Raw genomic sequence first — 14342 nt, 5'->3', positions numbered from 1 at the left:
CGCCGTCGCCTCGACCAACGCGGCGAGCGGTCCGGTTGCCTCGCCCTTGCGCGGGCGGATCACGGGTAGATCCGCCGTCATGTCGGCTGCGCGCCATTTCAGCGTCGAGCGCGGCGCGCGCGTCGGATCGACCGCCGCATCCGCGAGGATCACCAGCGGCGCCTGCAAGCCCTTCGCGCCATGCGCGGTCATCACGCGCACCGCATCGAGCGGCGCGGACGGGTCGCGCTTGATCTCCACTTCGCCGCGATCGAACCAGTCGAGGAAGCGTTGCAGCGACGGCGTACCGAGCGATTCGAAATCGAGCGCCGCGCTCAGCACCTCCTCGATCGGATCGCGCGCCTCCTGCCCCAGCCGCTGTACGAGCTTACGCCGTCCGCCAAGCGGGCCCGAAAGGATTTCCTCCAGAAACTGGTACGGCGTCGCAATGTCGGCGCGTGCGAGCAGCCCAAACAACGGCGCAAGATCGGGCGCGCCACCGGGTCGCGTAAGGTGCCGCCAAAGGCTGAGCGAGCCGCGCGGCGCCTCTGCCATCAACCGCTCCTGGCTCCACCCGATCAGCGGCGACACCAGCAGCGACGCCAGCGAGAGATCATCGTCAGGCTGCAGCACGAAGCGGATCGCGGCGAGCAGATCCTGCACCGACAGCGGCGCGTTGAGCCGCAACCGGTCAACCCCCGCGACCGGCACACCCTCGGCATACAGCCGCGCGACGATCAGCGAAGCGAGTTCGCCGCGCCGTTTGACCAGGATCATGACATCCTCGGGCCGGAGCGTACGCCCCTTGCTCTCGAGCATCAGCGTGCCGATCCACCCCTTGATCGTGCGCGCGATCTGGCGCGCGAGTTCGCGGGTCGAATCCGAAATCCAGTCTTCCTCATCCTCTTCCGACCCGCCCGCCACGACGAGCGGCCAGAGCGAGACGGTCCCCGGGCCGGGCACTTCGCTGGCATGGACTTCACGATCGGCAATCGCGCCGAGCCCCGGTTGGGGCAGCGCCTCGATCGCGGCATCGACGAACTCGAGCACGGGCCGGGTCGAGCGGAACGATTGCGTCAGCGAGAGGCGGTTCCACGGCCGTGCCCGCATCGTGCCGGAGCGGCGCTGTTCCGCATCCGCCGCCCACGCGTCTTGCGCGAGCCGCTCGAAATGCCGCTCGGCGCCACGAAAATAGATCGGATTGGTGCCCTGAAAGCCGAAAATCGCCTGTTTGAAGTCGCCGACCGTGAAGAGCGTGCGGAGTTGGCTGCCATGCGCGCCTTCGCCTGCAAAGAATTCCTCGGCGATCGCCTGGACGATCTTCCATTGGTCGAGGTTGGTATCCTGCGCTTCGTCGATCAGGACATGCTCGGTCGCCTGATCGAGCTTGTAACGCACCCAATCGCCCATCCCCGGCTGGCCAAGCAGCGCGATTGTCGCGCGGATCAGATCGTCGAAATCGACCGCGCCAATCCGCCGCTTCGCGCGCTCATAGGTTGCCGCATAGTCGCGCCCGACCGACAGGCCCGCCGCAAGCAGATCGGCATAAGCGGCGCGCTCGCGCAACGACAGCAGTTCGGCGCACGCCTCCCCCACTTCGATCGCCAGATCGGCATAGTCGGGGTCGGCGGCGAGCAGTTTCGGGGAGTATTTTCGCGGTTCGCGCTTCGCGGTGAACGGTACGCCGATCAAATCGCCGAGCATCCGCGCGCGCATCTCGGGTGCCGCTTCGACCCAGCATTCGGCGATGTCAGCATGATTGCCACCGGTCGCCGTTCCCCAGGCGCGGTTCGCCGCCGCCAGCCGCGCGACTGCATCGACGTCGAACGCGGCATCGCCACAGGCATTGGCGATCTCGGCGTCGATTTCGCCCGTCGGCAGATCGAGCGCACGGCGGATGAAGGGGTGGACACCCTCCCCCATCGGCAATTCGGCCATTGCGACCGGTGCACGGGCGCAGGCGAGCAGGAAGCGCTCGGCCTCGCCTTCGCCCAGCCTGAGGCTCAACGCCCCGACCGTCGCGACCGTCGCGTCGCGGCCCTCGGCCTCGGCGGTGACGAGCAATTCGGCGAGCGCCTCGCGTGCGAGCAGCGCTTCCTCGCGCGCTTCGATCGGGCGGAAGCCGGGTGCGAGCCCCGCCTCAACCGGGAAGGCCGATAACAGGCTCTGGCAAAAACCGTGGATCGTCTGGATGCGGATGCCGCCGCCGGGCGCATCGAGCACACGCGCAAACAATGTGCGAGCGCGGGCGATCAGCGCGTCGCTCGGGTCTTCGCCGAGCGCGCCAAGATCACTCACCAGCTCGGGCCGCGGCATCCGCACCCACGCTGCAAGCCGCTCGCCAATCCGTCCGGCCATTTCGGCCGCCCCCGCCTTGGTAAAGGTCAGGCACAGGATCGCCGCCGGATCGACCCCGCGCAGCAACAGCCGATAGACGCGCGCGGTCAGCACTTGCGTCTTGCCGGTCCCGGCGGATGCGGAAAGCCAGACATGCCCGCCCGGATCGCTCGCTTGCGCTTGCGCATCCTTGAGGATCGGGAGGGGGCGGTGCGAGGTGGAGCCGGTCATGCTTTTCCTCCCCTCCCTGGAAGAGTGTCGGGTGAACAGCGCCCCGCGCTGTTCAGGCCCTGCCGGGGGCAGGGCCGACCCGACACTGAGTTGGGGGTGGGTTGGTGTGGGGCGAGCGTCACGTTTTCATTGAGAGCGACCCACCCCTCGATCCCCTCCCCTCCAGGGAGGGGAGGAAGGATTAGAAACCGCTCAATCACGCCCATACCATTCGTCGCGCCGCATCAGCTGATCATATTCGGCATAGGGCGCATAATCCGGGTGCAGCTTCGCCTCGAACGCGCGGTCGCCGGTCAGCCAATCCCCGGCGGCATCGGTAAAATGCCGGGCCGCGAGCGCGGTGAAATCCTCGGGCAAGACCTTCTCGCCCTTCCCCGCCGGATCGACCGGAGACGTCGCCCGCCCGAACGAGTCGCCATTCTTGGTCAGCGACCAATATTCGAACCCGCGCGCCGTGCCGCTAATCCCGGCAAAACCGCCGCGCTCGGCGATCAAACCAAGCAAGCCGAGTTGCAGACTGAACCCCTCGCGCACGGCCGCGGACGACGGCGCTTTGCCCGTCTTATAATCGATCACCGCGATCGCCCCGTCGGGCAAGCGGTCGATCCGGTCGAACTTGCCCGTCAGCGTGACTCCGGCAATGTCGATCTGGCCCGATTCCTCGACCGCGAGCACCGTACGACCTGCATCGAGATTGCGCCCCAGCTCGGCGACGATCCAGTCGATCGCCTCCATCAGCCGCGGCCGCCACAAGGCACGCTGCATCGGATGCGCATCGTCGAACATCGCGCGCGCGCGATCGTGCAGCCGGTCGAGCGCACATTTGTCCTCGCGCGCCCAGCGTTCGAGAATGTCGTGTACCGCCGTGCCGCGCCACGCCGCGCTGGGATCGGCATCGACCGGATCGAGCTGGATCAGCCCGAGGATACGCTTGGCATAAAAGGCGTAAGGGTCGGCCTTGAGCCGGTCGACATCGGTCACCGCGATCTTCTTCGGGCGCAGCGCGGCGGGGGGTATTGGAGCGGGCTTGGGTGCCGGATCGTGGCGGCCAGGATCATCCAGCGCACGCGCCCAGCCCTCCAGCGCCGCGGCGCGGTCGAACTTCTCCCCCGCCAGTGCTTGCAACCGCAGCCAGAAACGCGAAGCGATCGCCGGTTGCGTACCCCCACGCCGCGCCCGCGTCATCAGCGCGGCGGGTGCCCCCAGCGCCTGCGCCAGATCGTGCGCCGCCACGCCGACGCCGCGATCGAGCCCCGGAAGCCCGAGTTCGGTGCGGATTCGCGGCGCCAGCCACGGGTCGGGTGCTGGCAGGCCGGGCCACATCCCTTCGTTCAACCCGCCGAGAATCATCAGGTCAGCGGTCTGCAACCGCGCCTCGATCAGGCCATAGATCGCGAGGCGCGGATGCCCGCCTTGCGGTGGCCGCACCGCGATTTCGTCCATCAAGGTCTTGAGCAACGGCGCGAGGCTGGCGGGATCGATCGTCGCGGGGCCCTGCGCCGCATGTTCCTCCGCCGCGCGCAGCAAATCGGCGGCAGCGCGTCCGGCCGGACCCGACCACAAAGCATCGCCGCACAGCGCCTGCGCCGTCTCGCGCAAAGCGCTCAGCAAGCTCGTCAGCGGCTGCGCGCCGCCTGCGAACGCCTGTTCGATCGATGCCAGCACCTCGCGCGCCTCGGGCCACCACGCCAGCGCCACCTGTGCGCGCCGCGCACTGCGCAAGTGCGCGTCAGTCCCCGCCAGCCCCGCCGCCGGACGCGGCCCGCGCATCGTCCGGTCGAGCGCACGCACGCCATCGAGCCACGCGGTCCGCGCCGTGCCGAAGCGCACCAGCGGGTGTTTCAGTAGCGTCAGCAGGGCGAGCGGCGCGAAGCGCTGCGTCGCCGCCTCCGCCAGCGCCGTCAGCAGCGTGCCAGACGGCAGGATCGACAACGGCCGCCCCGCTGAATCATCGACCGCGATCCCCCAGCGCGCGCAATGCGCCGCGACGCGTCGCGCAAGGCCGCGGTCGGGCGTGACCAACGCCGCCGTCCGGCCCGGTGTCTCCGCCACCTCGCGCAGCGCGAGCGCAATCGCTTGCGCTTCTTCCCCGGGCGTCGCGAGTTCCGCCGCCGAAATACCGCCGATCCGCCTTTGCTCCGACCCCAGCGTCGTCCACTTCGCGGTAAATTCGGCGGAGGCCAGCGCGTTCGCCACCGCCTTGCCGCGCGCGACGGTCGCATCATGATCGCTGCCGTCGCGCCACGTGCGGAATTCGCTGCGATTGACGCTCATCCGCTCAAGCAGCAGCTTCAAATGGAATTGCGGATGCGTTTCGATCGATCGCCGTGTCAGCCCGGTCGCAGAATCGGGATCGAACGGCCCGAGCGCATCCCATTCGTTCGGGTCCATTCCCGTCGCGAGATCGGCGAGCACCACCATGCCGCGCGGCAAATCCGCAATGCTGCGCAGCAATTTTGCCACGGCGGGAGCGCTGTCGGTCATCCCCGCAGCGCAGACGAACCCGGCCGGCGGCGTATCCTGCCACCGCTCGGCCAGCCGCCGCAGCATTGCGCCGCGCCGATCCGCCGCATCGATCCGGCCGATCCGCGCAAGCTCCGCCGGCCAGCGATCGAGCACGATCCCGAACAGATCGAGCGCGCGCTGCCAATGCGCCGACATCGCTTCGTTCAGCTCAATCTCGCGCAATCTGTGGGGCGCGATTTCCTCGACCAGCAATTGATCGAGCGTCCGCGCCAGATCGCCCGCGAGCCGCACCGCTTCCGCCGCATCGACCGGCTGCCCGCCGCGCGCGCGTTCTTCCGACACCAGCCGCGCCAGGATCATGCGGCGTTCGAGCGGCGCTACGGCGGGGGGCAACGGATCCATATCGTCCGCCGGATCGAGCGCAGCGCCGATCGCCTCATCGATCCCCGGATCGCCGATCGCCACCAGCCGCGGCAAGAGCAGACCGCCGCCGCTCGCCCGGACGAAGGCGTCAGTCAGCGCACGCTTGGCGCGGTTATTCGGGAGCAAGACGAGGCCACGCGCGAGTTCCAGATCCTCGCCGCCAAACTGCCGGATCAACCCTGCCGCCAGTGCATCGGCAAAGGCGCGGTGCGCCGGAATCGTGAAGAGCTGCGGGGTCCGGCGCTCAGCCATCGGCGAGCATCGCCTCGGTCTTGCCGACCGCGGCCGGCGTGCCGACATCGAACCACAGCCCCTGGTGAACCAGGCCGTAAGCGCGTCCGGCCGCGATCGCGCGTTCCCAGAACAGCATGGTTGAGAACGGCCCCTCCGGCCAATCCGCGATCACGCGCGGCGAGAGGATCTGCACGCCGGTATAGACGAACGGCGCGAGCTTACCCGGTTGCCGCCGCCCGAGAATCCGGCCATCGGGCGCGACCCGGAAATCACCCTGCCCGCTATGATGATTGGCGCGCGCCAGCGGCACCATCAGCAGCAGCGCATCCATCCGCGCATCGTCCCACTGCGCCGACAGCATCCGGATCGCATCAGACGGCCCGTCCACCCACAGATTGTCGCTGTTGACGACCAGGAACGGCGCATCGCCGATCAGGTCGCGCGCCTGCACGATGCCGCCCCCGGTTTCCATCAAGCGCTTGCGCTCGTCGGAAACGACCAGGTCGATCCCCGCAACGCGATTGTGCAAATGTGCCTCCAGCGCGTCCGCCAGATAATGCACATTGACCACGGCGCGCGCGACGCCGCCCGCCCGCAAACGATCGAACACGTGATCGATCAGCGGCTTGCCTGCCACTTCGACCAGCGGCTTGGGGCGTGTCGCGGTCAGCGGGCGCATCCGTTTGCCAAGGCCCGCCGCCATCACCATCGCCGTTTTTGGCACTGCCCCACCCGGATCGGGCCGGATGTGGAGCGTGCGTTTGGGCCTCAGCATGACGACAGCGCCAGCGGGTCGCCGCGCAGTTCGAGCGGGATCGCGCTGTCAAACCACGCCTTGACCGGGGCGAGCGCGGGATGCGCGAGATCGCGGTTGAGATAGCGCCACACGCGCGGGCACAGCGTCGGGTAGCGTGGCTTACCGTCGCGCTGCCACAGCCGCGTGAAAATGCCGACGATCTTGGCGTTCCGCTGCGCGCCGAGCACATGATAGGCGGCGTCGAACCCGGCATCGGTCCGGACCGCAGCCTTGTAGCGCGCCAGCATCGCGGCTTCGACGTCCTCACCCACATCGCGTCGGGCATCCTGCAGCAAGGACACCAGATCATAGGCCGGATGCCCCGCCAGCGCGTCCTGGAAATCGAGCAAGCCGAGCGTGTCGGGGCCGATCAGCATCAGATTCTCGGCATGGAAATCGCGCAAGACCGTCACTTGCGGACCAACCAGAACCTGGTCGAACACCGCATCCCACGCCGCCGCATACGTCGCCTGATCAACCGCGATGCCGAGCGCCGGGCAATACCATTCGGTCAGCAAATTGGCCTCGCGATGCAGCACCGTGCGGTCATAGGGGGCCAGCGGCGCGGCGTCATGAGTGCGCAGCGACACCAGAATGTCGATCGCCGCACCGTACAGCGCCAGCTCGCGCGCCGGTTCGGCATCAACGGTCTCGCGCATCCGGATGTCGCCGAAATCCTGCAGCAGGACGAGCCCGTGCTCGAGATCTTCGCCGTGAATCTCGGGCGCAGCAAAGCCGTTCGCAGTGAGCCAGCGCGCCATTTGAAGAAACGGTCGCGGGTCTTCGTGCGGCGGCGGCGCATCCATCAGGATCGCGCTGCGCAATGACTCGACCGCCCGAAAATACCGACGAAACGACGCATCGCCGGCGACCGGTAGAATGTCTGCGCTGCCCCACCCGTTTGCGGCGAGGAACGCGGCCGCCGCCGCCGGGGGTGTCATATCTGCTGCCATCGCGCCTTCCAGCCCGGCGGGACGGCGGCTGTCAAGCGACGGCTGCCATCGGGCAACATCTCCAGCGTCAGCGCGAGCGCGTCGGGCCACCAACCGGGTGCGCGTTCGGGCCATTCAACCAGCAGCACCGAATCGCTTGCCGCCTCATCAAGCCCCAGTTCGTCAATCTCCTCGGGGTCATCGATCCGGTACAGATCGACATGCAGAACGGCCATGCGCACTTCGGGCACGTCATAGGGCTGGACGATCGCGAAACTCGGCGAGGGCGCTTCCCCCGCCAATCCGAGCGCGGCGAGCAGCCCCCGCGCGACGCTGGTCTTGCCCGCGCCCAGCGGCCCGGACAGCGTCACGACATCGCCGGGTGCGATCAGCGCCGCCAGCCGCGCGCCAAACGCTTCGCTCGCGGCGGGGTCGGCGAGGATCACCTCAATACCCCGTCAGCAACATGTCGAGTGCGTTCACGATCGCATCTTGCTCGGTCGCCAGCCAACCCACCGATCGGCCCAAGCGCCGTTTTTCGATGGCTGCGGTATATTGCGTCAGCATCACCACGCTGAGGTCTTCAACGACGAAGACCGGGTTCAAACCCGCTGCCGGTCGCGGATAATCCTCCAGCAAGAACAGCGGGACCGTTAACCGCGTGTCGAGGCCCGACAGAAAGTCGGTCTGACAATCCAATAGATATCCCCGCCCGTCCGGGTGTCGGTAAACGTCAAAACGCGGCATTAGGCCAATCGATACTTTTCGAGCGGCAGCCCATGTTCTGCAACCCAAGCATTAGACGCGTCGATCGAGTCCTGATTCTCTTCGAGCCAGCGCTTTCGCCGTTCTTCGGCGATCGCCGCCGCCAGCCCCGCCTCGCAACCCCGCGAGACATTAAGGCCGAGTTCCTTCGCCATCGCCACCAATGCCACATCCAGCGACACATTTTTCGCTTTGCGCACGGCCCTGAGCTTATCGTGTCCTGCTAAGCGAGTCGCCATCACGACCTCCATTTTGTGCGCATACGCTATGCGCATACGCCATCGCCCGCAAGCTACCGCCGCGGCAATGTCACCGTCAGCAACGTCCCCTGCCCCGGCTCAGACACGAGCGCGATCGTTCCACCATGCGCCTCGACGAACTGCTTTGCGAGCGGCAGCCCCAGCCCCAGCGCACGCTCACCGCTGCGCGTAATGCCGGGCTGGCCAAAGCGGTCGAAGGCGCGCGCGACCGATTCCGCGCTCATCCCCGCGCCATCGTCCGAGACGACGATCCGCGCCGCCGCTGCCGTGCCATCGGTGTGGAGCAGGATGCGCCCGCCTTCCGAAGCGCCCGCTGCCGCATGTCGCAGGAGATGTTCGACCACTTGCTGCAAGCGTTTGGCATCGCCCTTCGTTGCCCCGGTTGAGGGGTGGATCTCCACCGCGAAATCGAGCCCGCGCTTTTTCGCCAGCGGCGCCACGGTATCTGCGGCGGCGCGGGCCACCATGTCGAGCTCGACCTCGAGCATTTCGAGCACGGGCTCCTTGCCCTCGGCCTGCGTCAGATCGAGCACTTCGTCGACCAGCATCCCTAATCGCTCGACCGATTCGAGGATCGCTTCGACATAGCCCGACGCCGTCTTGGTCAGCTTGCCGGCATAGCCTTCGCTCAGCATCTCGGCGAACCCGCTGATCGACGTCAGCGGGGTGCGTAGTTCGTAGCTCATTGTCGCGACGAAGGCGGTCTTGATCCGGTCCGCCGCCTCCAACGCTTCGTTGCGATCGCGCAGCGCGGTCTCGATCCGGCGGCTGTCGGAAATATCGAGCATCGTGAACAACCCATTGCCATCGGGCAAAGGCACTGCAGCGAACTCGAAATGCCGCCCGTCCTTGAACGCCGCGCGCCCGCCGCGCTGCTGCCGTTCGACCGTCGCAGCGCGCACCAGATCGCCGATCAACACCGCGCGCGCCGGATTGGCAAGCTGCTGCGCAGCGACTTCGGCCAGCGCGTCGACACGCGGATGTGTCGCCAAAAACGTTTCATCGAAACCCCACACAATGCGGAATTTGTTGTTCCACAAGTGCAATCGCCCATCGGCAGCGAAGACGCCGAGCGCCTCGTACAGATTTTCGAACGTCGCGGTGCGCACGCGCAGCAGCGTATCGCGCGCGCTCGCCAACTGGACCTGTTCGGTGCGATCGTCGAAGATCAGCAGCAATCCGCCATCGGGGAGCGGCTGCGCGACGACCCGCAAATGCACCCCACCGGGCAGGTGCCATTCCTCCTCCTGCCCACCGCCTGCCGCCAAAAACCAGTCGCGCCGCTCGGCCTTCCAGCCCGGGAAGTCGCGCACTTCGGGCAAGCGCTGGGTTTCGCGCATCCGTTCCAGTACGCGGTCGAATTCGGGGCGATCGGCGAGCCATTCGCTCTTCATAGCGAACAAGCGGCGGAACGGCTGGTTACAGAACACGAGGCTGCGATCCGACGCGAATTGCACCACGCCCGCCGAAAGCCGATCGAGCATCGCGCGCTGCGCATCGTCGAAGCGCTTCAGCCGAGCACGCGCTTGCTCGAGATCCTCGATGTCGATCGCAAAACCCGCCACCCCGCCGGTCGACAACGGCGCATCATACACCCGCAGCATTCGCCGCTCGCCCCGGATCGTCGCCGGCATAGCTTGCGACTGCACCGCCTTGGCGTCCCGCGCCAGCACCGCACTAGCCAGCGGACCACCAATTCCGGACCCCTCGACCAATTCGATGCCGCGCGCGATCACATCGGCTTCCGATGCGCCCTCGACCGCGGCGACATAATGCGAATTGACCATGGCGAGTCGCAGATCGGCGCCGCGATACCACATCGGCATCGGTGCGGCCTGGATGACCCCGCTCAATTCCTCATAATAGGTTGTTACCTCCGCCATCGCCGCGTCGAGCCGCGCGATCTCGGCCTCGCTCTCGGTCGCATCGAACACCCAGATGATCACGCCACCCGGCGCCTGCACGTCGCGCGCCGCGCGGCTCCCGCGCAACATCAGCGCGCGCGCCGAACCCTGCGCGCGTACTGCCCGCGAAAACGGTCGCCCCGATTTCTGCGCGGCGGCAATGTCGGCGGAAAGTGCTGCGGCATCCTCAAGCGACAACCCACCGCCCGCGCCCGATGCGATCGTCGACATCGTCGTCGTCAGATCAGCGAGATAGCGCGGCGCCGTCGTCAGCCCGAGCCAATCTGCAAGGCGTGGCGGACATTCGACCCGCCCGCCGGCGCGCACCAGCAGCGCGAGCGCCGGTGCCGAGGCAAGCAACGCCTCCAACCGGGTATTGGCCGCAAACGCCTCCACCGCCTCGCGTCTGGCGCGCAGGCCGGTGTAGAGGATCCACACCGCAACAGCGATCAGTATCGCGAGCGCGACCCCAATCAAGGCAACGGTGAAATCTGGGAAGGTCATGACGCTCGACGGTAGCGGGACATTGCCAGATGCCAAGCCCCAGCGTCACTCGGCGTACATAAACTTACGTTACCCACAAAAGGGGGACCGGTGCGTGCCGATCCCCTCTCGAGCCAAGGTTGCCTGTCAGAAGTGTGTCGTTACACCTACACGATAATAACGACCCAATGTACCGCGGAAGTATACATCCGATGCGCCTGTAGATGGAAACGGCGGTGCTTGGTCGAACACGTTGTCCACGTTCAGCCGGATGGAGAACGACGAATCGGACAACCGATACGTGGCGCCGAGGTTAGTGAAAACGACTGCATTGTAATGGTTTATTTGATAGTTGGCGGCATAATAATTATCGATCTTTGCCGGTCCAAGGTACGATGCCTGAGCAAAGATCTCCGCGCCGCCGTTCGAATAAGAGAGCGTCGCAACGCCCTTGTCCTTCGAATAGCCTGCGGTTCCCTCGGTCCGGGTCTTGGTGCCGGCCGAGGTGCTCGAAAGTTCGAAAAGATGCTGGTAGCTTACGCCGAGGCTGACCAAACTTTTCGCGCCAAGGAACCGCGTCGGGACACTATACTGCCCTTGCCCAACGATACCGCGATAGCGCAGCTGGTCGGCATTCAGATACCCCTGAACAATGTAGGACAACTGGCCGGTGTTATCGCGTGTGATTCGCCCACAATATATATTGTTGGGATAAGTGGTTGAATCGTAGCAAGCACTCAACGTATCATCCGCACCGAACCTAGTAATGACACCCTTAACCCGGATGTCGATATAGTCTGCGGCAACCGTCAGCCTGGGAATGAACGTCGGCTGGAAGATCCCTCCCACACTGACCGAATCTGCGGTTTCGTTTCGAAGCGTCACATCGCCCGCCACCGCTTGACGGAACGTACGATCCGCCGACAGCGAATTATAGTTCGCCAAGTTTACGCCAAGCGCGGTAAAGGCCGCTTGGCAGTTCCGTGTGCGCACCGATGCATTCGGACCCTGGCTGATCTGCGTTGGATCGCACGGGTCATTCGCAGTGCCGAAGAAGCTTTGCGCCGGATTTGCGAATTCCGTGATCGATGGCGAGCGGATCGAGTGCGTGAAATTTCCGCGGAAGGTGAAATCCTTCACCGGCTGCCACCGGCCGCCAGCCGTCCAGGTGAATGCATTGCCGTTGAACGAGTTGTTCACGTAACGGCCGGCCAGCTGGAAGCTGAGCGAGCGGAACAATGGGATATTATTGTCCGGACCGATCAGATCGCCTTCAAGCTCACCGAACACTTCGTCGGTGTTGTAACCTGCATTGATCCCCGCGATCGGAACCGATTGACCATAACCCTTCTGGGTCTGCGTCGCGGTATCAAAATATCCCGCAAACGCAGCACTCGGGTCAAACCGGGTATGCTCGTCACGATGTTCATAGCCAGCCGCAAACGACAGCTTCCCACCCGGCATCTTAAACAATTCGCCCGATAGCGAAGCGACAAAATCATACTCCTCGTTGCGCGACTGAGGCGTCGCCAGCATCGTGACATAATCACGCGCTGCCTGGCTCGCGACCCCGCTGCCGAACAGGTTTAGCGGTGCGCAGACATTGCTAATTGTGGGTGCTTTGGAGCTCACCACGCCAGCACGGCACGCCGCCGTCGCTGCGCTACTCCCCACTGCATCAACCGCGTTGCCGAGGTTCTGCGTGTTAAGGAGTGGCTGCACCGAAGAGGTTTCCGAACGACCATAATTCGCCGAGACCTCCCACTTCCACGGCTTGTTGGAAAGAACGGTGAAGTTGCCGTCGAGACCGACGACCGCACGATACGTATCGACCTTGCCCTTCACGCGCCCAGTCACCAGGTCAGTGTTGGCGCGGTCGAGGTAAAAGTAATTCTGCGTCGTCGCATATCCCTGATTCTGATCGCTAAGCGGATTGCTTACGATGCTCTGCTGGATCGATGTGCGGGCCGCAGTGGAGAGGAAGGGGTTTGCAAGGTTGATCTGATATGCACCGGCATTGGAGAGGTCACCCGGCGCCGCGAAAAAGCCGCTGTTATATTCCGGCTGATCGCGCAGGTTGGTACCTTCACTGTGTGTATACCATGCCTCGAAGAACGCATGGACCCCATCTGTGATCTGATAATTGCCTTCCAAAATACCACTATAGCGTTTCGTGTTGGTCAACAGGTTCGACAGATTTGTCAGGTTATAGCCATTCCCGCCGGACGAGTTCAATACGCCGGTGGATTTGCCGAAGTCGGTCGGGATCAGATTGCCCGACGTATCAAAACGCAATGCCGAAGTCGGTGAAATGCCGCCGGTCACACCGAGGTTGAAGGGCGTTCCCGCTGGCAGCCCTAAATACGGCGCAAAGGCAGTCTGATAGCGCGGGGCCAAAATCGCGTTTAGTCCGAGGAAGTCCCACCCGATCCGACCGACGATCGGAATGCCACTCTCATTGATGCCCGGCAGGGTACGGTTGGTGTAGAGTTCGCGCGCATACGGATAGCCGGCCGTGGTGCGAGCATCGTAATACCGCCCAAGCCCCGTCAGGGAGCGATCAGTCGCAAGCAACCCGGTCGAATCGTTATATTCACCGGCAAAGGTGATGTTACCGCGGCCGCTAGCAAAGTTCGTGCCAGCGAGGATCCGGAAGCGATAATCGGACGCGTCGCCGCGATCAGCGATTCCGTATTGGGCGTCAAGGTCAAGCCCCTGATAATTACGTTTGAGGATAACGTTAATCGTGCCGGCAATCGCATCCGAACCGTAGATCGGAGCGCCTCCCACGGCAACTGTCTCGACCCGGTCGATCAGCTTGGTCGGGATCAGGTTGAGGTCGACCTGTGAACCGCCCGATCCGGTCGGACCGAAAATCGTCGAAGTGTTGGAACCGACGAAGCGGCGCCCATTGACGATCGTAAGGGTACGCTGAGAGCCGAGCCCAAAGAAGTTTACAAACGATTGGCCCGGCCCGAAGCTGGACTGGCCACCGACAGGCGAGCTGTCGGCGATACCAAACGCGGGCTGCTCACTGAGCGCTTGACCGAGGGTCGAAAAACCGCGCGACTCTATGGCCTTGCTGTCGAGAACCAGCACTGGAGCCACAGAATCCGTGCCGTTGCGTGCGATGCGTGACCCGGTGACGACGATTTCCGTGTCCGCCGAATTACCCGACGTTTTGCCGGTAGCAGCCAGGAGTGGATCGCACGTGTTTGTGGCAGACAGCGCGGTTCCGGGCGGACAATCTGCCGGAGCGGCAGCCGCGGGTTTGGTCTGTGCGAACGACGGCGCGGTAATGGATAGAGCAAGAATCGATGCAGAGAGCGTCAACGCCACGCGTGAGCGCATTCCAACCAACAACATAAAAACCCCTTTTAGTGAGCGTTTCACCGCCAAGGTCCTCAGATGGTAGGTTTTGGCGCGGGAAGGCAAGGCGTGTTTCTATTTGTTTCGGAAGTGTTGCACGAGCGCAACAAAAACGCCGCGCCAGACCCATCGGTCGGACGCGGCGTTTTTCGAAGGCTGAACC

Annotated in this window: 9 protein-coding genes; all 9 read right to left on the bottom strand. The window is 64.8% G+C overall.

Translation table 11 applies throughout. The features are described 5' to 3' along the window. Positions 1-2547: UvrD-helicase domain-containing protein (locus ABWP09_RS01905; protein ID WP_353203475.1), on the bottom strand; the 2547-nt coding region annotated here is incomplete at its 3' end. Positions 2548-2739: 192 nt separating this feature from the next. Then, positions 2740-5688, bottom strand: a complete 2949-nt coding sequence (gene addB / locus ABWP09_RS01900) for a double-strand break repair protein AddB (protein WP_353203474.1) — start codon at positions 5686-5688, stop codon at positions 2740-2742. Beyond that, positions 5681-6445: a nucleotidyltransferase family protein gene (locus tag ABWP09_RS01895; protein WP_353203473.1), complete on the bottom strand. Its 765-nt coding sequence runs from the start codon at positions 6443-6445 to the stop codon at positions 5681-5683. Before ABWP09_RS01895 ends, addB begins: the two co-directional genes overlap by 8 nt. Beyond that, positions 6439-7407, bottom strand: coding sequence for an aminoglycoside phosphotransferase family protein (locus ABWP09_RS01890; protein WP_353203514.1), 969 nt, complete (start codon positions 7405-7407; stop codon positions 6439-6441). The genes ABWP09_RS01895 and ABWP09_RS01890 overlap by 7 nt, the downstream gene beginning before the upstream one ends. Continuing rightward, positions 7404-7844: a tRNA (adenosine(37)-N6)-threonylcarbamoyltransferase complex ATPase subunit type 1 TsaE gene (tsaE, locus tag ABWP09_RS01885; protein ID WP_353203472.1), complete on the bottom strand. Its 441-nt coding sequence runs from the start codon at positions 7842-7844 to the stop codon at positions 7404-7406. The genes ABWP09_RS01890 and tsaE overlap by 4 nt, the downstream gene beginning before the upstream one ends. Before the next feature lies 1 nt (position 7845). Then, positions 7846-8145, bottom strand: a complete 300-nt coding sequence (locus ABWP09_RS01880; RefSeq protein ID WP_353203471.1) for a CcdB family protein — start codon at positions 8143-8145, stop codon at positions 7846-7848. Then, positions 8145-8414: a type II toxin-antitoxin system CcdA family antitoxin gene (locus ABWP09_RS01875; RefSeq protein WP_353203470.1), complete on the bottom strand. Its 270-nt coding sequence runs from the start codon at positions 8412-8414 to the stop codon at positions 8145-8147. The genes ABWP09_RS01880 and ABWP09_RS01875 overlap by 1 nt, the downstream gene beginning before the upstream one ends. Positions 8415-8455: 41 nt before the next feature. Next, positions 8456-10831, bottom strand: coding sequence for a sensor histidine kinase (locus ABWP09_RS01870; RefSeq protein ID WP_353203469.1), 2376 nt, complete (start codon positions 10829-10831; stop codon positions 8456-8458). A 126-nt stretch (positions 10832-10957) separates the two neighbouring features. Continuing rightward, a complete protein-coding gene (locus ABWP09_RS01865) occupies positions 10958-14149 on the bottom strand; it encodes a TonB-dependent receptor domain-containing protein (RefSeq protein WP_353203468.1) in 3192 nt (1063 codons plus the stop codon). Between the last annotated feature and the right edge of the window lie 193 nt (positions 14150-14342).

The organism is Sphingomonas sp. (genome assembly GCF_040398505.1).
Taxonomy (GTDB): Bacteria; Pseudomonadota; Alphaproteobacteria; order Sphingomonadales; family Sphingomonadaceae; genus Sphingomonas.
This window is presented reverse-complemented; position numbering and strand designations above follow the sequence as displayed.